General features: G+C 72.5%; 18 protein-coding genes. 5 read left to right on the top strand and 13 right to left on the bottom strand.

The features are described 5' to 3' along the window. Window positions 1-169: 169 nt before the first annotated feature. The 4 genes from ABZ707_RS02545 to ABZ707_RS02530 form a co-directional block, all read right to left on the bottom strand. A complete protein-coding gene (locus ABZ707_RS02545; RefSeq protein ID WP_360166446.1) occupies window positions 170-607 on the bottom strand; it encodes a DoxX family protein in 438 nt (145 codons plus the stop codon). Between the two features lie 64 nt (window positions 608-671). Then, a complete protein-coding gene (locus ABZ707_RS02540) occupies window positions 672-2,678 on the bottom strand; it encodes an FAD/NAD(P)-binding protein (protein WP_360166443.1) in 2,007 nt (668 codons plus the stop codon). Between the two features lie 201 nt (window positions 2,679-2,879). Beyond that, window positions 2,880-4,538: an alkaline phosphatase D family protein gene (locus tag ABZ707_RS02535; protein ID WP_360166440.1), complete on the bottom strand. Its 1,659-nt coding sequence runs from the start codon at window positions 4,536-4,538 to the stop codon at window positions 2,880-2,882. Between the two features lie 96 nt (window positions 4,539-4,634). Next, window positions 4,635-5,288: an HNH endonuclease family protein gene (locus ABZ707_RS02530; RefSeq protein ID WP_360166437.1), complete on the bottom strand. Its 654-nt coding sequence runs from the start codon at window positions 5,286-5,288 to the stop codon at window positions 4,635-4,637. 528 nt (window positions 5,289-5,816) lie between these two features. Here ABZ707_RS02530 and ABZ707_RS02525 point away from each other — a divergent pair. Next, window positions 5,817-6,284: a MarR family transcriptional regulator gene (locus ABZ707_RS02525; protein WP_360166434.1), complete on the top strand. Its 468-nt coding sequence runs from the start codon at window positions 5,817-5,819 to the stop codon at window positions 6,282-6,284. Between the two features lie 85 nt (window positions 6,285-6,369). Here the strand turns inward: ABZ707_RS02525 and ABZ707_RS02520 are convergent, their stop codons facing one another. Both ABZ707_RS02520 and ABZ707_RS02515 read right to left on the bottom strand, forming a co-directional pair. Then, window positions 6,370-7,050: an HAD-IA family hydrolase gene (locus ABZ707_RS02520; RefSeq protein ID WP_360166431.1), complete on the bottom strand. Its 681-nt coding sequence runs from the start codon at window positions 7,048-7,050 to the stop codon at window positions 6,370-6,372. Window positions 7,051-7,148: 98 nt separating this feature from the next. Continuing rightward, window positions 7,149-8,036 (bottom strand): peptidoglycan-binding domain-containing protein, encoded by an 888-nt coding sequence (locus ABZ707_RS02515; RefSeq protein ID WP_360166428.1) that lies wholly within the window; start codon window positions 8,034-8,036, stop codon window positions 7,149-7,151. A 148-nt stretch (window positions 8,037-8,184) separates the two neighbouring features. On the opposite strand from ABZ707_RS02515, the gene ABZ707_RS02510 reads away from it, so the two are divergent. After that, complete coding sequence (locus tag ABZ707_RS02510) at window positions 8,185-10,233, top strand: MFS transporter (protein WP_360166425.1); 2,049 nt, start codon at window positions 8,185-8,187, stop codon at window positions 10,231-10,233. Between the two features lie 30 nt (window positions 10,234-10,263). On the opposite strand, the gene ABZ707_RS02505 is transcribed toward ABZ707_RS02510, so the two are convergent. Continuing rightward, window positions 10,264-10,806 (bottom strand): GNAT family N-acetyltransferase, encoded by a 543-nt coding sequence (locus tag ABZ707_RS02505; protein ID WP_360166422.1) that lies wholly within the window; start codon window positions 10,804-10,806, stop codon window positions 10,264-10,266. 132 nt (window positions 10,807-10,938) lie between these two features. On the opposite strand from ABZ707_RS02505, the gene ABZ707_RS02500 reads away from it, so the two are divergent. Together ABZ707_RS02500 and ABZ707_RS02495 are read left to right on the top strand one after the other, a co-directional pair. Further along, entirely contained in the window at window positions 10,939-11,562 is a 624-nt protein-coding gene (locus tag ABZ707_RS02500; RefSeq protein ID WP_360166419.1) for a hypothetical protein, read from the top strand. Then, window positions 11,562-12,386, top strand: a complete 825-nt coding sequence (locus tag ABZ707_RS02495; RefSeq protein WP_360166416.1) for a hypothetical protein — start codon at window positions 11,562-11,564, stop codon at window positions 12,384-12,386. Before ABZ707_RS02500 ends, ABZ707_RS02495 begins: the two co-directional genes overlap by 1 nt. A 72-nt stretch (window positions 12,387-12,458) precedes the next feature. Here the strand turns inward: ABZ707_RS02495 and ABZ707_RS02490 are convergent, their stop codons facing one another. Then, complete coding sequence (locus ABZ707_RS02490) at window positions 12,459-13,124, bottom strand: O-methyltransferase (protein WP_360166413.1); 666 nt, start codon at window positions 13,122-13,124, stop codon at window positions 12,459-12,461. Between the two features lie 239 nt (window positions 13,125-13,363). On the opposite strand from ABZ707_RS02490, the gene ABZ707_RS02485 reads away from it, so the two are divergent. Next, window positions 13,364-15,442, top strand: coding sequence for a bifunctional glycosyltransferase 87/phosphatase PAP2 family protein (locus ABZ707_RS02485; RefSeq protein ID WP_360166410.1), 2,079 nt, complete (start codon window positions 13,364-13,366; stop codon window positions 15,440-15,442). A 45-nt stretch (window positions 15,443-15,487) separates the two neighbouring features. On the opposite strand, the gene ABZ707_RS02480 is transcribed toward ABZ707_RS02485, so the two are convergent. Genes ABZ707_RS02480 through ABZ707_RS02460 form a run of 5 tightly spaced genes read right to left on the bottom strand, consistent with a single transcriptional unit; the run spans window position 15,488 to window position 21,630 of the window. After that, window positions 15,488-16,402 (bottom strand): ECF transporter S component, encoded by a 915-nt coding sequence (locus ABZ707_RS02480; protein WP_360166407.1) that lies wholly within the window; start codon window positions 16,400-16,402, stop codon window positions 15,488-15,490. Next, window positions 16,399-18,321, bottom strand: coding sequence for an ATP-binding cassette domain-containing protein (locus tag ABZ707_RS02475; RefSeq protein WP_360166404.1), 1,923 nt, complete (start codon window positions 18,319-18,321; stop codon window positions 16,399-16,401). Before ABZ707_RS02475 ends, ABZ707_RS02480 begins: the two co-directional genes overlap by 4 nt. Beyond that, window positions 18,318-19,538 carry an energy-coupling factor transporter transmembrane protein EcfT gene (locus ABZ707_RS02470; RefSeq protein WP_360166401.1) on the bottom strand — a complete coding sequence of 407 codons (1,221 nt, stop codon included), beginning with the start codon at window positions 19,536-19,538 and terminating at the stop codon, window positions 18,318-18,320. The genes ABZ707_RS02475 and ABZ707_RS02470 overlap by 4 nt, the downstream gene beginning before the upstream one ends. After that, entirely contained in the window at window positions 19,535-20,251 is a 717-nt protein-coding gene (locus ABZ707_RS02465) for an SCO2322 family protein (protein ID WP_360166398.1), read from the bottom strand. The genes ABZ707_RS02470 and ABZ707_RS02465 overlap by 4 nt, the downstream gene beginning before the upstream one ends. Further along, the gene (locus ABZ707_RS02460; protein WP_360166395.1) at window positions 20,248-21,630 is read right to left on the bottom strand and encodes a prenyltransferase/squalene oxidase repeat-containing protein; all 1,383 of its coding nucleotides are present in this window, start codon (window positions 21,628-21,630) and stop codon (window positions 20,248-20,250) included. Before ABZ707_RS02460 ends, ABZ707_RS02465 begins: the two co-directional genes overlap by 4 nt. Window positions 21,631-21,751 lie beyond the last annotated feature (121 nt).

The raw sequence follows: 21,751 nt of genomic DNA, 5'->3' as shown, positions 1-21,751 counted from the left end.
ACGCCTGTGGGCGGCGGGCAGGTCGGCCAGGTGCGAAATGAAGCCATGTACGCCGCATGAAGCCATGTACGCCGCTCCCGTACGAAGGGAACGGCGGCGCCGTGCGAGCGGCGCCCGGACCCCGGTCGCGGGCCCGGGCGCCGTCACCTCGGCGCCGTCCGGTCGGACGTCAGGCGGCCACGGCCGTACGGCTCTCCTGGCTCTCCTCCTCCGCGCGGCCACCGGAGAAGAACAGCCGGTCCACGGAGAGCGCGCCCGGGCCGGTGAAGACGATCAGCAGGAACGTCCAGGCGAATATCGCCGCCGCTTCGCCGCCGTTCTCCATCGGGAAGAGCCCGGTGGGCTGGTGGACATTGAAGTAGGCGTACGCCATGGAGCCGGAGGCCACCAGCGCCGCGATCCGGGTGCCGAGGCCGAGCAGCACGAGGCCCCCGCCCACGAGCTGGATCACGGCGGCGTACCAGCCGGGCCAGGCGCCGGCTGGAGCCGTGTCATTGCCGAACAGGCCGAAGAGGGTGGCGGCACCGTGGCAGGCGAAGAGCAGTCCGACGACGATGCGAAACAGGCCCAGCGCGTACGGCTGGGCGTCATTGAGGCGTGTGGACATGGGGGGTCGTACTCCTTCGATCAATGGTCTGGACCGATGAGAAGCTCCCTCACGTTAGGCATCCCTAATCAATGCTTGCAAGTTCAACATCCTGGCGGGGATCAATTCGCGCCGAGTGTCGTGACCGCCCGGAGACCGAGGTCCGCAGGGCCGCACGGGCCACCGCGTCGGTGTCCGAGAGCATCACCGAATCGACTCCCGGCCGTGCCCCGGCGGCCGTCACCCAGTGCACCCCTTCCGTGGGCACTCCCAGGGCGAACCTCCTGGGGTGGATTTCGCCCTGGCGGCCTATCAGGTGGTACGGACGGCGTGTTACATCCACCCCACCGGTTTCGTAACCACCGACCGCGTGCGGCCGGCACTGGCCGGTCTTCAGGAGCCGCGACAGCAGGGGGTCACGGCTGCGCCGCAGATCCGCCTCCGGCAGCCGGGCCTCCACGAGCGCCGTCGCCCTGACGGCTGATCCGGCCACGTCCGGGGACTCGGCGACAAAGACGCCGTCCTCCGCTCTCACGGTCATGCGCGGACCGATCACCTCCAGCACACCCGCCTCGATCAGGGCCGTCATCTCCTCGATACGGCGGCGCGGCGGGCCGATGGAGAGAAAAGCGTTCAGTGGTGTGTACCAGCGGTCGAGATGATCGCGGCGGGAGGTGCCGGAGAGACCCGAGTGGTCCACGATCTGGCGCAGTTCATTGCGGAGGTCGCGGAGCACGTCCAGCGCGGCCTTGAGCGGACCGGCGACATTGCCGAGGGCAGCCTGTGCCGCGTCCTGGCGCAGATGCGCCAGCAGCCAGGCGCGGTGATCCGCAGGATCCCGGAAGGCCGCCCCGCCGTAGGGACGCGTGATCGCCTCCCAGGACCAGCGGTCCGCCGGACCGATGCCGGCCTCGTCCAGGGCGGCGGCCTCCTGCGGGCTGCCGTGCGGCGCCCCGAGGAAACGGTCGAGAAAACGCTCGCGGAAGCTCGGCGGCCGGCCGGCGGCCGTCATCGCCGTCCCGTAGAAGACCGCTTCCACCTCCTTGGCGACCAGTGGCCATATCTCCGCGAGGAAGTCCGGCGGGTCGCCCTCGCCCGCGCGTTTGCGGAACACCGCGATCACGTCCGGGGTCAGCACCAGCGGCAGGTGGCGGCCGGACGGTCCCTTCGCGTTGTCGCCGCGCGCCTGGTACGGGACACCGCGCCGCGAACCCGCGTAGAGCCGCGGCTCCCGCCCCGACGGGTGGTATACGAGAGCGCCGTCGCCGGCCCCGCGCGCGAAGGTGCCGCCCCGGCCCGCTGTCAGCAAGGTCATGTGGTCGAAGAAGTTGAGACCGAGTCCGCGCAGCAGAATCGGTTCGTCCGGGTCGATCGCGGAGAGATCGACATCGGCCGGGTTGGCGGGCGGCACATAACGCAGCCGATGACGCTCCGCGTACGCCGACAGGATCGCCTGGGTCTGGCCGGAAACTACCGGCAGATGGCCCTGCGCGAGGATGACGGCGGAGAGGCCGGAAATCGTCGTGCCATTGTCGAGCGTGAGTGTCTGGGTGGGCTGGTGCGCGGGGGACATGGCGGGCGAATCAAGCGAACCGGGTGTGACGCCCGGGGCTCCGGTGTCCAGGGACGCGCTCTCGGGGTCGTCATCAAGACGAATCGCGAGAGCCCGGTGGACCGTGACCCTCACATTCGCCGGAGCGCCCTCCACCGTCCGGCGAAAGGCCCACTCCAGATAGCGGCCGTAGGCGGCGCGGCTCGGATAGTCGTCCGGACCCAGCCGCTCGGCCGGGCGGCTCGCGGCCCACTCGTACAGGCTCGGACCCGGGCGTATCGGACCCTCGCACTCGACGCTCCGGTCGGTGAAGACCGTCACCTGTGAAGCCACCGTGTTCATGAGCAGCTCGGCCGGCTGGTCGGTGCGCCAGACGCGGCCCGCGCCGGGCGGCGCCGGATCGACGAGATGGACCGTCAGTGGTGTGCCGGGGGCCAGTTCGGGTACGGACGCACAAAGTCTTTCGAGGACCGAGGTGCCGCGGGGGCCGGCGCCGACGACGGCGAGTGAGCGGGGCAGGTGCTGCCGTACATCGGACAAAGCTGTGACTCCCGGGGCATGTGGGGTGCGGGAAGCGGGACGGCCCGCCTCTGGAAGCGGAATGGTCCGCCTCATCATGCCGTTGGTGACGCGGCTGCCGAACCGTTGGGCCAAGGATCACGCCTTGTGGCAAGGATCACGGCCCCATTGTCAAGGGCCACCGAACCGGTGCGCGGCCGTCGCCGGCCCGCCGACGGCGGGTCAGCGGCCCGCCGTCAGTGTCCTCTTGTGGACGGTCACCAACTCCGCGCCGTCGTCGTGGGTGCGGGCATGGTCCAGCCGCAGCTCGGCCGAACGGCCGCGCATCGTCAGCGTCATGAGCTGATTGCCGAACCAGGGCCCGCCCGTCTTCCGCCAGGTGACCGAGGGGTCGGGGACCCGCCCGTGCCGTGCCAGGGCCTTGCCCAGATACCGGCTCAACCGGCTCCAGCCGAAGCGGAAACCGAACCTCATCGAGGCCGGGATGGAGTTGTGCACCGGTGAGCAGGTGAGCTGGAGGACCCGTGCGTCCGGGTCACCCGCCCGCCACGAGGGCTCGGCGACATACGCGTGGTGCACATCACCCGACAGCACACACACCGTGGCGGGCGCCCCGGGTCCGCTGCCGACCTCCGAGATCAGCGCCGCCAGCTTCTCGAAGGAGTCGGGGAAGGCCGCCCAGTGCTCCAAGTCCGCGGCCCTGCGCAGCCATTCACCGAAGCGCGCCCAGCGTGCGCCGCGTTCGCCGCGGCTGAGCGCGGCGTCCCAGGACTCCACGTCATGGATGAAGGGCGGCAGCAGCCAGGGCAGTGAGGTCCCGACAAGGAGATGGTCGTACGAGCCCCACCCCTCCAGCGCCTGCTCCCGCACCCACAGCGCCTCGCCGTCGTCGAGCATGGCGCGGTGCTGCTCCTCCAGCACCCGCGCGGCCCGGGAGTCGACCATCAGCAGCCGTGTGCGCCCGAAGTCGCGCCGGTAGCTCCAGCGCGCACACGCCGGGTCGCGGTCGGCCTCGGAGGCGAAGTGCCGCAGCAGGTCGGTGCCGTCGGGATCCGCGCGTATCGCCGCGTACAGCTCGTCCGTCGCCAGTTCCGCCGGGGAGAGATTGCCGAGATGCTGGTAGACCCAGTACGACATCAGCCCGCTGAGCACACGCTCCTGCCACCAGGGCTTCGCGCGCATGTCGGCCACCCAGGCGGCGCTGGTGTTCCAGTCGTCGACCAGATCGTGGTCGTCGAAGATCATGGAGCTGGGGACGGTGGAGAGCAGCCAGCGCACCTGGGGATCGCCCCAGGACTCGTCGTAGAGGTGGGTGTACTCCTGGTAGTCCGCGACCTCCTCGCCCGGCGGCTCGCTCAGATCACGGCGCCCGGCCAGCCAGCGCTGTGTCTCCTTCGAGGTCTCGTCCGCGTACACCTGGTCACCGAGCAGCAGCAGCACATCCGGGCGCTCGGCGTCGGGGTCGCCGGAAATCCGGGTGGCGAGGGTGTCGAGCGCGTCGGGGCCGACCGGGTCCGGCTCGCCGTGCGGCGGCGAGGCCCAGCGGCAGGAGCCGAAGGAGACGCGCAGCTCGGCTCCCGGCGAGGAGGCGTCGGGCGTGCGGATCGTGCTCGGCGGGAAGGGGGAGTCCTCCGGCGGCCAGACGCGCTGGTCGTCCAGCAGTACTTCGTACGGAGTCGCGGTGCCCGGCGTCAGGCCGGTCACGGTTATCAGCGCGTAGTGGTGGCCGGCGATCTGGAAGGTACGCGTCGTGCCGTGCGCGCCGTCCTCGCAGCGGACCTCCGCCACGCAGGGGCGGTCGGCCTCGATCCAAACGGTCGCTGTGCCGTCGCCGTCCCAGTCGACGTACCGCAGCAGTGGTCCCAGGCGCAGCCCGGTCATATATGCCCTCCTCCGTCGCCCCGTACGGTACGGAACGACGGAGGGCACCGGGAGGGGGGTCCGGTGTGATGAGCGTCCCGTCCCTGGAACCGCAGGTCAGCAGCCGTTCAGCACGCTCTGGAGCGCACTCTTCTCGGCGGAGTCGACGCTCAGGTTGTAGTACTTCTTCACCTGCACCCAGGCGCGGACGTAGGTGCAGCGGTACGCGGTGCGCGGCGGCAGCCACTCGGCGGGGTCCCGGTCGCTCTTCGACTGGTTCACATTGTCCGTGACGGCGATGAGCTGAGGCCGGGTCAGGTCGTTCGCGAAGGACTGCCGCTGCGCGGTGGTCCAGCCGCTGGCGCCCGAGGTCCATGCCTCGGCGAGCGGCACCATGTGGTCGATGTCCACGTCGGACGCGGCGGTCCAGGTCGCGCCGTCGTACTCGGAGTACCAGCTTCCGCTCGTGGCCGAGCAGCTTGAACTCTGCTGGACGTTCGAACCGTCGCGCTTGAGGACGACCTCACGGGTGTCACAGGAGCCGGACTGCGTGATCCAGTGCGGGAACGCGTCACGGCTGTAACCGCTGGAGGAACCTTCCGCCTTGACGGTGAGCTGGCCGAGATAGGTGCGGGCGGTGGCGGCGCTGACCGGCGTCGGCAGAGCGGCCTGGGCGGTGGGAGCGGTGAGCAGTGTGGTCGCGGTGGCGAGGGCGGCCGACGCGGCGAGAATGGCTATGCGGGGCACTCGACGCGCGTAGATACCGGACATGCGAACTCCCTTGGGGTGGGGGGGGGGAACCTGACCTGACCGTGCGAGGCTGCGGGCCCGGCCGTGCGGGTCGTGGGCCCGGCCGTCATCGTGTCGGCGCCGGGTTGCCGCGGAGTGGGCGTCAGGTAACAGCGTGACGACATGAGCACGTCACATCAAGGGGCCAAAGGTGCCGATCTCACCCCGACGCGGGGGCAATTGGGTTGATTGGGGGCAGAGTTGACGCGCGTAGCGGGGCGCGGGGCGGCGGGACGACATGTCCTGACGGTGGGTCCGGCCGGTGGCCGCCGTGCGGGACCGGGTCTCGCTCCGCCGCCGACCGCGCCGGCGCGGACAGAGTTCGTGGCGAGGCTCCGGCATGCATGATCTGCCGGAGCGGACGACCTGCCGGCGTCGGATCGCGGCCCTGCTGCCCGTATCCCAGGGCGGATCGGCTCCGGACGGCGCCCGCGACGCGCCTTGACCTCAACGTGACTTGAGGTCCTACGGTCATCATGTCCGGTCATCACTCGAAGGGGGCGCGTCGGTATGGCTGTCACGGAGTACTCGCAGGAGGAGCTGGCTGCCCAGCCCATTGGCGCATGGAGCGGTGAGGCCTACCGCCGGGTGGTGGGAGCCCTCCGCGAACAACTCGCGGCGGAGGACCTCACCCAGCCGCACTGGTGGATTCTCAACCATGTCGCCGGGCAGCCGGGCGCGTGGCACCGTACGGCGCTGACCGAGCGGCTGACGTCGTACGACGACCTCGGTATCGACTTCGGCGGTGTCTTCGAGGACCTGCTGGCTCGCGGCTGGGTCACGGAGGAGGCGGGGCTGCTGACCTTGACGGAGGCCGGAGAGGCCGGGCGCCTCCGGGCCAGGGAGCGCAACTGGCGTGTCCACGAGCGGACGCATGAAGGTATCGGCACGGCCGACTTCGTGACGACGATCAACGTCCTGCGTCGCATGGTCGCGAATCTGGGCGGCAACGGTGATCTGCCCGACCGGGGCGTGTGAGAAAGCGGGCCCAACCCGCCCCGGTCCCGGCCCGGACGGCGGCGGCGCCGGTGAGAGACCCCGCCGGGGCCGCGCCGCTCCCCGGTCAGGCCGTCACGTACAGGCGGATGCCGCCCTCCGCGGTCGGTTCCACCCGGATCTGCGTCAGGTCCTCGACATGGGCGTCCGGTGACATCGCCTTCGCCCGCGGGCCCACGCCGACCACGCGCATCCCGGCCGCACGGGCCGCCGTGATGCCCGCCTCGGAGTCCTCGAAGGCGACGCAGTCCGCGGGCGCGAGGCCCAGCGCCTCCGCGCCCTTGAGGAAGCCCTCCGGGTGGGGCTTGCTGGCCGTCACACTTTCGGCCGTGACACGGATCTTCGGCATCGGGAGGTCCGCCGCCGCCATGCGGGCGTCCGCCAGGGCCACGTCCGCCGAGGTGACCAGCGCGTGGGGGAGGGCGGCGATGGCAGCCATGAACGCCGGGGCGCCGGGGACCGGGACGACGCCCTCCGTGTCGGCCGTCTCCCGGGCGAGCATCACCCGGTTGTCCGCGTAGTTGAGCTCCATGGGCCGTTCGGGGAGCAGCACGGCCATGGTCGCGTAGCCCTGGCGGCCGTGGACGACCTTCATGACCTCGTCCGGGTCCAGCCCGTGGTCGACCGCCCAGCCGCGCCAGACGCGCTCCACCGAGGCGTCCGAGTTGACGAGGGTGCCGTCCATGTCGAGCAGGAGGCCCCGGGCGGTCAGGACGGACGACGTCGTGGGGGAAGCGGTGGCCGGCATCGGCGGACTCCAGGGGACGTGAGCGGAGACAAGCGGCTCCGCCCGCCGGTCAGGGAGTACGGGCGAAGCCACTTTGTTTCGACATTGTACAAAAGGGTTCAGTGTCCGCGACCCCGGCCCCTGGTTTCTGCCTCCAGGGCGCGCCGGGTGTTCGGGCCGTAGACGCCTTCAGGATCCCCCTCAATGTGCTTGTACGACTGGTAGACGCGCACGGCGCCCTCCACGCTCTGGTCGTACTCGCCGTTCGTCGGCCCCCGGTACAGCCAGATCTGCTCCAGCCGGTTCTGGAGCTCCATGACCGCCGGGCCCGAGTCGCCGGGGCCCAGCGAGCCGCCCCTGGGCGGCTGGACCGGCTGCTGCGGAGGCGGCGAGGTCGAGGGCTTCGCGGAGGCCGACACCGGCGGCGCCTGGGGCGCGGTCGAGCGCGGCGCGCTCGCTGTCGGTTCCGGCGGCGGGGCCGGCCGCGACGAGGCCGTCGCCGGGGCGGACGGTGACGCCGACGCGGCGGCCGACGGCGTCGACGCGTCCGGTTCCACGAGGTTCGACGAAGGCAGCGGCGGGAGCGTCTCGTCCGGCAGCGCCCGTTCCTGCCGGTCGCCCGGCAGCAGCCCCGCGACGATCACCGCTGTCCCGAGCACCGCCACGGCCGCCGCGCCGATGGCCACCGCCCTGAACGGCCTACGGCGGGACGGTGCCGGTGGCAGCGCCGCCGGAAGCGGCTCCGCGGCCGGCGGCTCGACGGGGGCGGCCTCCGTCGCGAGCGGCGGCAGCGGGCCCGCGGTGCGGAACGCCTTCGGCGCCTGCCCGTCCCCGGTCTCCAGCGTCACATAGGGACGCAGGCGCAGCGGATGGAAGTCCTCCGCCGCCGCGATCTCCTCGGAACGCCCGGCCTGTACGGCCTGGGTCGCGCGCTCCGCGCAGTCACAGCCGGGTCTGTCCCCGGTGGCACGCGGTGTTTCGCACTCAGGACAGAGCTGTCCGGTCAACGTGGGTCCCCTCCCCTTGAACTGCCAGCGATTATGCAGGCCCTTTCCGAACGGCGTACGCACGCCCGTGGTCCACAAGGATGTTCGGCAGGCCATAACGGGACAGAGCGGACAGGATGGAGATTCGCAGACCCCGAGGAGATGTCCCATGGTTCAGGAATTGCGCATCCCGGCTGTGAGTCCGGCCCCCGGCGAGGGCCAGACACCGCGCACCGTGATGCTTGCCATCAGCGCCCTGCTGATGGGTTTGCTACTCGCGTCGCTCGACCAGACCATCGTGTCCACCGCACTGCCGACCATCGTCAGCGATCTCGGCGGCCTGGAGCATCTCTCCTGGGTCGTCACCGCGTATCTGCTGGCCTCGACCGCCGCCACCCCCCTGTGGGGCAAGCTCGGTGACCTCTACGGCCGCAAGAGGCTCTTCCAGACCGCCGTCGTGATCTTCCTCGCCGGCTCGGCGCTCTGCGGCATATCCCAGAACATGGCCCAGCTCATCGGCTTCCGCGCGCTCCAGGGGCTGGGCGGCGGCGGCCTGATAGTCCTGTCGATGGCGATCGTAGGCGACCTCGTCGCGCCGCGTGAACGCGGCAAGTACCAGGGCCTGTTCGGCGCCGTCTTCGGTACGACCAGCGTCCTCGGCCCCCTGCTCGGCGGATTCTTCACCCAGGAACTGAGCTGGCGCTGGGTCTTCTACGTCAATCTACCGATCGGTGTCGTCGCTCTGCTCGTCATCGCCGCGGCGCTGCGCATACCGGCGCGCTCGGCCAAGCACACCATCGACTACCTCGGCACCTTCCTGATCGCGGCCGTCGCCACCTGTCTGGTGCTGGTCGCCTCGCTCGGCGGCACCACCTGGGCCTGGGGCTCGGTCCAGGTCATCGGTCTCACCCTCCTCGGGCTCGTCCTGCTCGCCGTCTTCGTCCGGGTCGAGCGCCGCGCGGCCGAACCCGTACTGCCGCTGCGGCTCTTCCGGGTCAGGACCTTCACCCTGGTCGCGCTCATCAGCTTCATCGTGGGCTTCGCGATGTTCGGCGCGATGACCTACCTGCCGACCTTCCTCCAGGTGGTGCAGGGCGTGACACCCACACTCTCCGGTGTGCGCCTGCTGCCCATGGTGCTCGGCGTGCTGATCACCTCGACCCTGTCCGGGCAGATCGTCAGCCGGACCGGCCGCTGGAAGGCGTTTCCCATCATCGGCACCGCCGTGACCGCCGTCGGACTGCTGCTGCTCCATCAGCTCACCCCCTCCAGCGGCGCCTGGGTGATGAGCGGCTACTTCTTCGTCTTCGGCGCGGGCCTCGGACTGGTCATGCAGGTGCTCGTGGTGGTCGTCCAGAACGCCGTCAGCTACCGGGACCTGGGCGTCGCCACCGCGGGCGCGACCTTCTTCCGCTCCATCGGGGCGTCCTTCGGCGTCGCCGTGTTCGGTACGGTCTTCACCAATCTCCTCATCGGCAGGCTCGGTGACGCCCTGGCCGGCCGGCGGCTGCCGCCCGGCATGGGCCCGAGCCAACTCGCCGCAGACCCCCGGGCCGTCGAACGGCTGCCGGCCGGGCTGCGGCCCGCCGTACTGAACGCGTACGCGACCTCCATCACCGATGTCTTCCTGTACGCCGTGCCGGTGGTGCTCCTCGCCTTCGCCGTCGCCTGGTACATCAGGGAGGACAAGCTGCGGGGCTCCGTGACCGCGCCGGAGATCACCGAGACCCTGGCGTCCAACCCGGTCGAGCGCTCCTCCCGCGACGAGGTGGCCCGCGCGCTGTCGGTCCTCGGCACGCGCGAGGGCCGCCACCGCATCTACGAGACGATCACCGCGAAGGCGGGGTACGACCTGCTGCCCGCGGCCAGTTGGCTGCTGCTGCGCATCAGACGCCAGGGCTCCGTCAGGCCCGGTCAGCTCGCGGACACCATCCCCGTACCGCTCAAGTCGCTCACCGACGCGTCCCGGCAGGTGGAGGAACGGGGGCTGGCCCACCGCGAGGGCCTGGAGCTGATGCTCACCGACCGCGGGGCGCGGATGGCGGACGTGCTGTCGCGGGCGCGCGAGGAGTCCCTCGCCGAACTGCTGGGTGACTGGTGGGGGCCCGACCGGCCGAACGACCTGGTGCGGCTGGTGAAGGAGTTGAACAGTGAGCTGTGCGGCTCCGACGCGGAACGCCCGCACGCCCCCGAGCCGCCGAGGGATCACGCCGCCTGAGACCGCGTCGGACGGCCTTCGCCGGGGAGGTCACCCGAGGGGCCCCGGGAGCCGCCGTGCCCGCGCTGCCGGGGCCTGTCCGGCAGCGCGCGCGGTGAGCCCCTTGCCGTACCAGATCTCGCTGTGGGGGCCCGGCTCGCCGTACGCCGGTATCTCCCGGAAGCCGTGCTTGGCGTACAGCCCCCGTGCCTCGACCAGATCGAGCCGGGTGTCGAGGACGAGCCGGCCGGCCCCCAGCCGCAGCGCGGCATCCTCCAGGGCGGCCAGCAGGGTCCCGCCGCCCCCGGTGCCGCGCACGGCGGGACTCACGTACACCCGCGTCAGCTCCGCCGTCTCCGCGTCCAGCATCCGCAGTCCGCCGCAGGAGGCGGCCTCGTCCCCGTACCGTCCGACGACGAACTCGCCCGTGGGCGGGGCCAGGTGATCGGGCGGATCACCGGCGAGCCCCTCGTCGATCTCGGCGGCCGTCGCGGGGCGCCCCCAATAGCGGCTCGCCACCTCGGCGTAGTAGGCGCGGCGCAGCCGGCGGGCGTCCGGGGTGTCGAAGGACTCGGGTCGGAAGGACCAGTTCATGGTCGTCTCCCTACCTCGGCACCGGACCGTTTGGCCACCGGATTCCGGGCAACCCGTGACGATGAACGACCCGTTGCGAGCAGTACCGAAACGAGTACGAGCCGAGACGAGCCGAGAACCAGGAAGGCAACCATGTCCACAGTTCTGATCGTCGTCGCGCTGATCGTGGTGTTTGTGATCATTGTGGCCGCGGTCCTGTATCTCGGGCCCGGCAGGGCAGGCGGGCGGAGCGGACTGAAGCGCCGGTTCGGCCCGGAGTACGAGCGTGTTGTCGCCCGCCATGACGGTGACAGCAAGGCCGCCGAGCGCGAGCTGACCGATCGGGTCCAGCGCCACGGCGACCTGCGGCCGGAGCCCCTCACCGCGGAGCAGCGCGAGCAGTACGTGGCCCGCTGGGCCGGACTTCAGGAGCGATTTGTCGACGCGCCGCAGGAAGCGGTCGCGGAAGCCGACCGGCTGGTCGCGCGGCTGGCGGCGGAGCTGGGCTACCCCGACGGTGCGCGGTACGACGAACAGCTCGACGCCCTCTCCGTCCACCACGCGCATCAGGTGGACGGCTACCGCAGGGTGCACCAGGTGGCCTCGGAAGACGGCCGCGGTGCGAGCACGGAGGAGCTGCGTGAGGCGATGGTCGGCGCGCGCGAGCTCTTTGAGCGACTGATCCTCAGCCGCCCGGAGGAGAGCGGCAGGAGCCGCCCCGGGAACGCCGGCCGGAACCGGAACTTCTCACTGCGGCCCAAAGGGAGTGGTGCGTGATGACGTACGACGCGGAGAATGAGCGGAAGAACCAGGAGATACCCGTGACGGACCGGACCTCCGGGACCGGCCGGGACGGGCGGCCGGACGGACGGCTGGACGGCCGGGCGGACGGGACGACGGACGGGCCGGCGCGGGAGCGTTCCGCCGCGAGCCGCGAGGTCCGTGAGGTGCCCGGGAGCCGTGAGACCCGTGAGGCCCGCGAGCAGTCCGGGCCCGCCGGGACCCGTGACCGGGCCGGCGCCGCCGACAGCCGGACGGCGGCCATCAGGCCCGTGCATCCGCCCGAGAGCGCGGAGACCGTCAAGCCTCTCCACAGTCGTCAGGCCGATGAGACGCGCGCACCGGCCAAGCCGTCGCACGCTCCGGACACGGCTCCGGACGGGACCACGGCCACGGCCGCGGGCCGAGCGCCGGGCCGTGCGGAGAGCCGGACGGACCGCCCGACGGGGAGCAGGACCGACACGGAGAGCCGGACCGAGGGAAGGACCGGCGGCAAGAGCCCGGGGCGCGGGACGGACCACACCGTCGGGCAGTTGTTCCCGCAGGACGAGAGCGACAAGCTCGCCCAGCGTCTCCAGGAGGCCCTCAACACCTTTGTCGACGGGCCGAGGCGCTCCGTCGAGGAGGCGGCCGGTGTGCTGGAGGAGGCCGCCGAGCGGCTGACGAACGCGCTTGCCGAGCGGCCCCGTTCGCTGCGCGCGAGCTGGGACGGGAACGCCAAGGACGACAGGACCCGTTCCGCGGACGGTTCCGACACGGAGGATCTGCGGCTCGCGCTGCAGAGCTACCGCGAGGTGACGGAACGGCTGCTCCGCATCTGACCGGAGTCATTGCGGACCAGGAGGCGGCGGGCAAGGGACGGCCCGCCGCCTCCGTACGCGTGCCACAACCCGTCAGTTGACGCGGGCCAGCGCGAAACCGTCGTAGCCCTTGCTGCCCACCGTCTGGATCGCGGTCGCGGACAGCCGGGGATCGCCCGCCATCAGCTCGATCAGACGCCGGGTGCCCCGGACCGAGGGGTCGGTGCTGTCCGCGTCGACGACCGCGCCGTTCCGTACGACGTTGTCACCGATGATGACGCTGCCCGGACGCGTGAGCTTCAGCGCCCACTCCAGATAGTGCGGGTTGTTGGGCTTGTCGGCGTCGATGAAGACAAAATCGAAAGGGCCCGCGCCCGCCGCCGCGAGATCGGCGAGCGACTCCAGCGCCGGGCCCGTCCTGACCTCGGCGATCTTGTCGAGTCCGGCGCGCGCCAGATTGGCGCGGGCCACGTCCGCGTGCACGGGGTTGTACTCCAGCGAGACCAGCCTGCCGTCCTCGGGCAGCGCGCGGCCCAGCCAGATGGTGCTGTAGCCGCCGAGTGTGCCGATCTCCAGGATCGTACGGGCGCCCTGGACACGGGCCAGCAGATGCAGCAGTTTGCCCTGGTTCGGAGCGACGTTGATGGCGGGCAGACCGGCCGCGTCACTGGCGGCGAGGGCCGCCGAGAGCACGTCGTCGGCCGGGACGAGCTGATCGGTGAAATAGCGGTCGACCGCGTTCCACTGCTCCTGGGACATGAGGGCCTCTCGTGTGCCGAGTTAGTTCCCGCGAGGAACATATCCTAGTCGCCCCGCCGCGCCAGGGAAGCGCGACGCGCGATCCGGGCCGGGAGCCCGTTTCCGCCGGATGTCATGGGCATTGAGACAAAACGCGGATGACAGTCAGGCGAAGAGGGGGTTGCCTGAGTCTTCCCGAAGGGGCAGTGCGAGGCTCTATGCCCCAAGGACGGTGGTTTCGGACGGAGGGTCGGCGCGGCGTGGTGAATGCGGAGCACAGCGTGCACGGCGGAGCGGCGGCGGGTACCGCGGGAAGCGGGTTCAGCAGGACCCGCGCGGTTCTCTGGCTGGTCGCCGCCGTGCTGGCGGTCAGACAGGCGGCGGCGGTGCTGCGGCAGCCGCCCGGTGAAAGGCTCACCGATCTGGAGACCTGGATCGGGGACAACGGCGTCCTGCATGTGACGGGCTCGCTGTACGACACCGGGCTGTTCACCGGTACGCCGTTCGCGGGCCTGGTCCTCAAACCGCTGGCACGCTCGGCGGAACGGAGCCTCGGCATCGCGTGGACCTTCGGGACACTGCTGCTTGTCGTCGCTCTCGGCCTGGTGACGGCCCGCGCCCTGCCGGGCCGCGTCTCGCGCCGTACCGGACTGCTGGCGGCGCCCGTCGCGATCAGTCTGCTGATGCTGTCCCTGCCGGTGCGCAACAGCTTCCATCTCGGCCAGACCAGCATCATCCCCGTCCTGGTGGTGCTGCTCGGCTGTTTTGTGGTCCGCGCTGAACGCGGCTCCGGCGTCCTCATCGGTGTCGGCGCGGCCCTCCAGCCCGCCGTTCTCCTCTTCGCTCCCTTCCTCTGGCTGACCGGCCGCAGAAAGGCCGCTGTGAGCGCGGCCGGGACCTTCGCCGCCTGCACGGCGCTGGCCTGGGCCGCCATGCCCGCGGACTCCTGGACGTACTGGGTGCACCATGTGGCGGGCGCGGGCCTCGGCGAGCGCGCCGACAGCCTCGCCAACCAGTCCCTGCACGGGGCGCTGCTCAGGATCGGCCTGGAAGGGCCCCTGGAGATCGCGCTCTTCGGCGTCCTGGCGATCACGGTGGCCGTCGTCGGCCTGCGGCGCGCGGTCCGCTACGCCGAGGACGGACAGCTTCTGCTCGCCGTCGCGCTGACCGGCTGTGTCGCGGTCGCGGTCTCACCGACCGCCTGGCAGCACCAGCTCCTGTGGGTGCTGCTCGCGCTTGTCGGCCGGGTCGGTGTCCGGGCCAGGGAGCGGCTGGTGTGGCCGGCCGTCGTGGTGCTGGTGATGACGCTGCCGGGCAGGATGCTGCTGCCGAACATGACGGTGCTGTACCCCCTGCGGGAGAACGTGCCGCTGATAGCGGCGCTGGCGGCGGCGTGCGTCGTGCCGTTCCTGCCGCGTACCTCTCCGTACTTCGACAGACCGGTGCCGACCGAGTACGCGCGGCCCGTGCCCGCGCGCTGGAGCGCCGTGCCCCTGGCGCCCTTCTGGCGACGGCAGCTCAGCCGCCCCAACCTGCTGCTCGAACTGCTTGTCATACGCGTCGGATACTCGGTCTACTCCCATATCCGGCTCGCCGCGACGGGCGGCCGCGAGGCCGCGGAGGAACACGGCCGCCAGGTCATGACCGTGGAGCGGGCGCTCGGCATCGACATCGAGCGCTGGGTCAACCACGCGGTCGTGAACGCGAAGTGGGCCGAGGGCTTCTTCAACTTCTACTACACGTCCTTCCACTTCCTGGTGCCGCTGTCGATCCTCGGTGTGCTGTACGTACGCCGTCCCGCGGACTACCGCTGGGCGCGCTCCTCGCTCGGCTTCGCCACGGTCCTCGCGCTGATCGGCTTCTGGTTCTATCCGCTCGCGCCACCGCGGCTGATGCCGGGCCTCGACTTCATCGACACCGTGCACGGCCCGCAGGACCTGGCCAACCCGGACTACGGGGCGATGACGGCGGTCACCAACCAGTACGCCGCGATGCCCTCACTGCACTTCGGCTGGTCGCTCTGGTGCGGTGTGGTGATCCTGATCCTGGCGCCGAAGACATGGATGAAGCTGCTCGGCCTGCTGCACCCGCTCTTCACGGTGAGCGCGATCGTCGCCACCGCCAATCACTGGGTGCTGGACGCGGTGGGCGGCGCGACCGTGGTCGGCACGGGCTTCGCACTGACCTACGTACTCGCGGGCCCGCGCAAGCTGCTGCCGCCGGCGCGGGTGAAGTCCGACCCGTTCCCGAAGGGCGAGAAGGGCGGGGAGGGCGGCCGGAGTGACAACGGGGCCGGGCCTGCCGTTCCGGCCGGAGGAGTGGCGGGCGAGACCGGATAGCGCGCGTACGGCGCGGCCGGGCGCCGTACGGAGGCGACGGCGCCCTCAGCCCTCCCGGCCGCCCGGCAAATCCTCGAAGGTGGCCGCCGCCTCGAACACCGCCCGGCGCGTGGCCCGGCGCAGCGCCTTCAGCAGCGTGGCACCGATCGTGAGCGTCAGGACGACCGTGAGCACGGCCCGTCCCAGGTCCCAGCCGAACGACGTCGCCGCGCAGTACGCCAGGAAGCGGACCAGATTCTCGTGGACCGGATCGCCGGGCCGGAAGGAGACGCCGGACGAGAGCCCGCCGATATACGTCCAGCCCTGGAGGTTCATGACGGTGCCGTACGCGAAGGCCGCGCAGGCTCCGTACAGCGAGAGCATCAGCAGCTCACCGCGCCCGCGCAGCCGCTCAGGTCCCGGCAGCAGGCCCGCGCCCATCGTGAACCAGCCCATCGCCAGCATCTGGAACGGCATCCAGGGACCGACCCCGCCGGTCAGCAGCGCGGACGCGAACATCGTGACCGAGCCCAGCACAAAACCGAATCCGGGACCGAGCACCCGGCCGCTCAGCACCATCAGGAAGAACATCGGCTCCAGCCCCGCCGTGCCCGCGCCCAGCGGGCGCAGCGCCGCGCCGACGGCGGCCAGCACCCCCAGCATCGCGACCGCCTTGGCATCGAGCCCGGAGTCGGCGATCGTCGCGACGACAACGGCCACAAGCAGCGGGAGCAGCACGGCGAAGAGCCAGGGCGCGTCCCGCGAGTGCGCGAGCCCGGACGCGGAGTCGGCCAGCAGCGGCCAGCCGAAGGCGACCACACCGATCGCGCTGATCAGGACGAGAGCGACGACGGAGCGCGGCCCGAGCCGCACCGGGCGCGCCCGCGCGGCGCCGGCGGACGCGTTCCCCCTGCTGCCGGTGGCCTCCGTACCGCCCGTGGTCTCCGCACGGGCCGCTGTCTCCCCGCCGCCGGCGGTCATCCGGGACCACCCGCCGCCGGGCCGCCCGCTCTCCGGCTGTCCGGTACGCCGTCGCCCGGCATCCCGCCGGTGCCGGACGCCAGCGCCGCCCGGACCTGAGCCGCCGTCAGCCAATCCTGGGGGGCCAGGATCTTCGCCACCTGCGGTGCGAAGGCCGGGGACGAGACCACCACTTGGGGCGTCGGGCCGTCCGCCACGATCTCGCCGTCGGCCAGGATCACCACCCGGTGCGCCAGCTCCGCGGCCAGTTCGACATCGTGCGTCGCCAGGACGATCGCGTGGCCCCCGGCCGCCAGTGCCCGCAGCACCCCGACGAGGCGCGCCTTCGCCGCGTAGTCCAGGCCGCGCGTCGGCTCGTCCAGAAGCAGCAGGGGCGGCCGGCCGGTCAGGACGACGGCGAGCGCCAGCACCAGCCGCTGCCCCTCGGACAGATCGCGGGGGTGCGTCGCGTCCGGCACCTCCGGCAGCAGTTCGCCGACGAGCGCCCGGCAGGTGCCGGGCGGCGCGCCCGCGTCGCCGTCCGCCGCCGCGCACTCGGCGGCGACCGTGTCGGCGTACAGCAGATCGCGCGGCTCCTGCGGTACGAGACCCACCGCGCGGACCAGCTCGCGCGGCGGGGTGCGGTGCGGGGTGAGTCCGCCGGCCAGGACCGAGCCCGAGGCCGGTTCGACCATTCCCACCAGGGTGTTGAGCAGGGTGGACTTGCCCGCGCCATTACGTCCCATCAGCGCGACCGTCTCACCGGGCGTGACCGTGAGAGAGACCCGGCGCAGCGCCTGCGTCCGGTCGAGCCGTACGACGAGATCCCTGACGACGGCGAGCGGTTCGGCGCCGACCGCCCCGCCGCCCGGAGCACCCCCGGCCATGACCGGGCCGGTCGCTCCGGGGACACGCGCCGCCGCGCGGCGGCCCGGGAACGCGGCGAACACACCACGCGCGCCGCGCCGCCCCCGCGCCGTGTCCGGCCCCGGCCGCGCACTCCTCGCGACCGGCACCGGCACCGGCACCGGCACCGGCACCGGCACTGGCACCGGCACTGGCACCGGCACCGGCGCCGACGACGGCGGCCCGGTCGGCCCGGCCGCGGGCGCCCCGGGTGCCGTCCCGGCCAGCCGCTGCCGCAGCCCCGCCGCGCCGCGCCGCGCGTCCCGTACGGACAGCGGCAGAGGATCCCATCCGGCGAGCCGGCCCAGCGCCACCACCGGCGGACACACCGGCGACACCGCCATGATCCGTTCCGGGGGGCCGACGAGCGGGGCCTGACCGGGGCCCGGCAGCAGGACGACCTGGTCCGCGTACTGCACCACCCGCTCAAGCCGGTGCTCGGCCAGCAGGACGGTGGTCCCGAGGTCGTGCACCAGCCGTTGCAGTACCGCAAGCACCTCCTCGGCCGCCGCCGGATCCAGCGCCGAGGTCGGTTCGTCGAGCACCAGCACCCGGGGATGCGGTGTCAGTACGGAACCGATCGCGACGCGCTGCCGCTGGCCGCCGGAGAGCGTGGCGATCGGCCGGTCACGCAGCTCGGCCAGGCCCAGCAGATCGAGCGTCTCCTCGACCCTGCGCCGCATCACATCGGGAGCGAGCCCCAGCGACTCCATGCCGTACGCCAGCTCGTCCTCCACGATGTCCGTCACGAAATGGGCCAGTGGGTCCTGGCCCACCGTGCCGACGAGATCGGCGAGTTCACGCGGTTTGTGGGTGCGGGTGTCACGGCCGCCGACGGTCACACGACCGCGCAGGGTGCCGCCCGTGAAGTGCGGGACCAGGCCGGACACCGTCCCGAGCAGGGTCGACTTGCCGACCCCGGACGGGCCGACGAGCAGCACCAGTTCACCTTCCGGCACGGTGAGGTCGATCCCGCTGATCGCGGGCGTCCGGGCATCGCCGTACACCACCGACACCTGCTCGAAGCGGATCACGGAGCCGTCTCCTTCAACGCGGGGGCCGCGGCCCGGGAATCCTGCTCCGGGGCCCCGGACGCGTGCCTCGGTACGGGCGCGACGAACGCGGGCAGCAGGCCGATCAGGGCGCCGGCCGCCGGCCACAGCGGCAGCGCCGGCGCCACCAGCGGGACGACGCCCGGGTGCAGCGCCTCCGGATCGGCGCCGCCCGCCCGGATCATCAGCGCCGCCACGGCCGCGCCGGAACCGGCGACCAGCCAGGCGCGCGCCCCCCAGCGGTCCGGGCGGTAGCGCGTACGGACGGAACGCCGCCCGCCGAGCCAGAGCCCGGCCAGCGCGGCGACGGCGCCCGCGCCGAGCAGCGGCAGCCCGTATCCGGCGCCCCGCGCGGCGAGCAGCCCGTACGAACCGGCGCACACGCCCAGCAGCCCGCCGAGGGTGAGCGTGGTGGTGGTGTGCCGCGCGACGGGCGGGACCTGGGCCGTACGGCCGTATCCCCGGGCGTCCATCGAGGCCGCCACCGCGACCGACCGTTCCAGCGCGCCCTCCAGGACCGGCAGTCCGATCTGGAGGACCGCCCGGACCCCGCCCGCCGGCCGGCCGCGCAGCCTCCGGGCGGTGCGCAGCCGCATCACGTCGGCGACCATGTTCGGCGCGAAGGTCATCGCCACGACGACGGCGACCCCGGCCTCGTACAGCGCGCCGGGCAGCGACTTGAGCAGCCGGGCCGGGTTGGCCAGCGCGTTGGCCGCGCCCACACAGATCAGCAGCGCGGCCAGTTTCGCGCCGTCGTACAGCGCGAAGACCAGTTGTTCGGCCGTCACCCGGCCGCCGAGGCGTATGCCCCGCACCCAGTCGGGCAGCGGCACGTCGGGCAGGGTCAGCAGGGTGTGCGCGCCGGGGATTGGCGAGCCGAGGAGGACCGAGAACAGCAGCCGGACGGCGATGACGGCCAGGCCCAGTCTGACGAAGGCTCCGTACGAGCGGGCCCAGGGCGCGTCGGTACGGCGGGCCGCCACCACATAGCCCGCGACCCCGACCAGCAGCCCGAGGAGCAGCGGATTGGTCGTGCGGGACGCGGCGACGGCCAGCCCGAGCGCCCACAGCCACCAGGCGCCCGCGTGCAGGGCGCTGCCCCGGTCGGCCGCGGGCGGGCGCAGCGCGGAGAACGCGCGGCGGAGCGGGGTGCGGCGGTCCGCCGTGCGGCTCGTCGCGTACGGCGCGAGGCGGCTCATGGGCGCCGTCGGCGGGCCCGCCAGAACCCGGCGGCGCCCAGCAGGACCACGGCGGCGCCGCCGGCGAGCAGACCGACGGACGGCCCGCCGCCGTCCTGTGCTCCCGCGCTCTCCGCCGTGCTTCCGTCCTCGCCGGGACGCGCGGCCTCGGAAGGCTTCCGCGCGGGCGCCGACGACGCCTTTCCACCGGACACCTGCTCACCGCAGCCCGAGTCCGGATACCCGGCGATGGCGCAGAGCAGGGCGTCGCTGTTGTAGCGCAGCGGTTTGGCGACCGCAGCGAGGGCCTCCGCCGCGGTCGCGTCCTCGCCGACCAGCGCGCACTCCGCCCGAAGAGCGGGCGGTGTCCGGCCGTCCACCGCGTCGGCGGGCGTACCCGGGTCGATGACGACCGCGATCCTTTTGCCGCCGTCCCTCGCCGGGGTGTCGCCGCAGATCGCGTCGAAGCCCGGCGCCCTGCGGGGCTGGGCCGCGGCCCCGTTGTCCTCGCTCAGGGAGAAGCGAAAGCCGTTGACATCGCCGTCGGCGGGCCGGGACATCGCGGGGCCCTGCGTGGCGTACGTCCACTTCCCGCCGTCGCTCTCCCAGAACGACCAGTACCGGTAGCCGGCCGCCCGGGCCGTCCCGGCGCCGAACACGAGGGCGAGGCAGGCGGAGGCAAGGAGCAGGCAGACGAGCAGAGGCAGCGGGGCGCCGAGCCGATGGCGGGTCACCGGTGCTGCGGCTTCCTGCGACCGCTGATCAGGAAGCCGGCCGCGACACAGACGAGCAGGGCGATGCCCGCCAGCCACAGGACATTGACCGCGCTGCCGGAACCCGCGCCGCTCGCGCTGACGGCCGACGCGCTGGGGGACGCGACGGACTTGGGCGCCGGTCCGGTCTCGTTCAGCCGCTGCACCAGATCGATACCGCCGAAGTTGCGCGGATCCGTCCCCGACGTATGGGCGGCGAAGATCAACTGGGCGTAGGCGGCGGGCCCGTTCTCCTGGGCCCAGGCGCCGGAGTTCGCCTTCAGCCACTCCAGGGCGCCGGTGGCCTGGTTCCCGTATCCGGTGGCCATCAGGGCGACGATCGCGTCCGCGGTGTTGCCGGGGTCGGGCACCGGAGCGCTGTCGGCCGCGCCGGGCATCGGCGGCTGGTCGAGGTGTCCGGTCTTCGCGAGGGCCGCCGCCAGATAGGCGGCCGCGTTGCGGGCCGCCCGTTCCGGTGCGAGGTCCTTCGTCGTCACGCAGGACGGCGCCGGGCCCGCGTCCACCGGTCCTGTCACCATGCGTTTGCCGACCCCGGCGAGGACGGCCGCCGCGGTGGCGTCCGCGTTGGCGGTCAACCGGCCGGATCTGTCCGGCTGGTAGGCGAAGGCTCCGGCGTCTTCCGAGGCGGCAGCCTTGCCGGTCGCCGCGGCGCCGGGTGTCCCGGCGCCGCACGGGATGGCGAAACCGACCAGCGCGTCGTACGCGTTCTTCCCCGTGGCCGACCTCATCGAGCTGGGCCGTACTCCCGCCACCGTCAGGGCGCCCGCCACCAGGGAGGTCGAGTTCGTGTCACTGGGGGTGCCGGGGACGTAGCCCCAGCCGCCGTCCTCATTCTGGACGGACCTCAGCCACTCGATCGCCCTGTCCATGGGGACGCGTTGACCACCGAGCGTGGAGAGCGCCTGGACGGCGGCCGCGGTGGAGTTGGAGTCGACGGCCGTCAGCGCGTCGCACGGCGTGGCGGGATCGGCGCGGTACGCGGGGAAGGCGCCGTTCGCGCACTGCTGGCCCTTCAGCCAGGCCACCGCCTGGTCGGCGGGGCGCACACCACCCGTGAACTGTCCGAGCAGCGCGAGTGATTGCCGCCACACACCGTCGTAGGCCGGGTCGCTCTCGCCGTACAGCCCCGGCGGGATCACGACCGGCGCGGGCGTCGCGGTGGCCTCCGGCGGATCGGTGGCCTCCGGCGCGGCGGGCGAGGGGGACGGGGTGGAGGAGGCGGACCGGGAAGGCGCGGCGGCGGGAGGCATATCGCCCCCCGCGACTGCGGCCGGAGCGACAGCCACGCAGAGCACGGCGGATGCGGCGAGCGCCGCTGCGCAGCGGCGGACGGTGGTCATGGCGGGCTGGGCCTCTCCTGCGGGAGCCGGGCGCCGGCACACTCAGGCACCAGACTCCGGCCCCGTAAAACTCGACGATGCCGGCCACCGGCGGTTTCCGATGGCACGAGCCGCTCACGAC

Origin of the sequence: Streptomyces sp. NPDC006923 (assembly GCF_040635655.1) — a bacterium.
Lineage (GTDB): Bacteria > Actinomycetota > Actinomycetes > Streptomycetales > Streptomycetaceae > Streptomyces.
The sequence above is the reverse complement of the archived record's forward strand: the minus strand, read 5'-3'. Positions and strand labels throughout refer to the sequence as shown.

What these genes read in the sequence shown, in the direction of transcription:
- ABZ707_RS02545 (WP_360166446.1), bottom strand. Translation starts at nt 607, where the DNA reads ATGTCCACACGCCTCAATGACGCCCAGCCGTACGCGCTGGGCCTGTTT.
- ABZ707_RS02535 (WP_360166440.1), bottom strand. Translation starts at nt 4,538, where the DNA reads ATGACCGGGCTGCGCCTGGGACCACTGCTGCGGTACGTCGACTGGGAC.
- ABZ707_RS02530 (WP_360166437.1), bottom strand. Translation starts at nt 5,288, where the DNA reads ATGTCCGGTATCTACGCGCGTCGAGTGCCCCGCATAGCCATTCTCGCC.
- ABZ707_RS02525 (WP_360166434.1), top strand. Translation starts at nt 5,817, where the DNA reads ATGGCTGTCACGGAGTACTCGCAGGAGGAGCTGGCTGCCCAGCCCATT.
- ABZ707_RS02520 (WP_360166431.1), bottom strand. Translation starts at nt 7,050, where the DNA reads ATGCCGGCCACCGCTTCCCCCACGACGTCGTCCGTCCTGACCGCCCGG.
- ABZ707_RS02510 (WP_360166425.1), top strand. Translation starts at nt 8,185, where the DNA reads ATGGTTCAGGAATTGCGCATCCCGGCTGTGAGTCCGGCCCCCGGCGAG.
- ABZ707_RS02505 (WP_360166422.1), bottom strand. Translation starts at nt 10,806, where the DNA reads ATGAACTGGTCCTTCCGACCCGAGTCCTTCGACACCCCGGACGCCCGC.
- ABZ707_RS02500 (WP_360166419.1), top strand. Translation starts at nt 10,939, where the DNA reads ATGTCCACAGTTCTGATCGTCGTCGCGCTGATCGTGGTGTTTGTGATC.
- ABZ707_RS02495 (WP_360166416.1), top strand. Translation starts at nt 11,562, where the DNA reads ATGACGTACGACGCGGAGAATGAGCGGAAGAACCAGGAGATACCCGTG.
- ABZ707_RS02490 (WP_360166413.1), bottom strand. Translation starts at nt 13,124, where the DNA reads ATGTCCCAGGAGCAGTGGAACGCGGTCGACCGCTATTTCACCGATCAG.
- ABZ707_RS02480 (WP_360166407.1), bottom strand. Translation starts at nt 16,402, where the DNA reads ATGACCGCCGGCGGCGGGGAGACAGCGGCCCGTGCGGAGACCACGGGC.
- ABZ707_RS02470 (WP_360166401.1), bottom strand. Translation starts at nt 19,538, where the DNA reads ATGAGCCGCCTCGCGCCGTACGCGACGAGCCGCACGGCGGACCGCCGC.
- ABZ707_RS02460 (WP_360166395.1), bottom strand. Translation starts at nt 21,630, where the DNA reads ATGACCACCGTCCGCCGCTGCGCAGCGGCGCTCGCCGCATCCGCCGTG.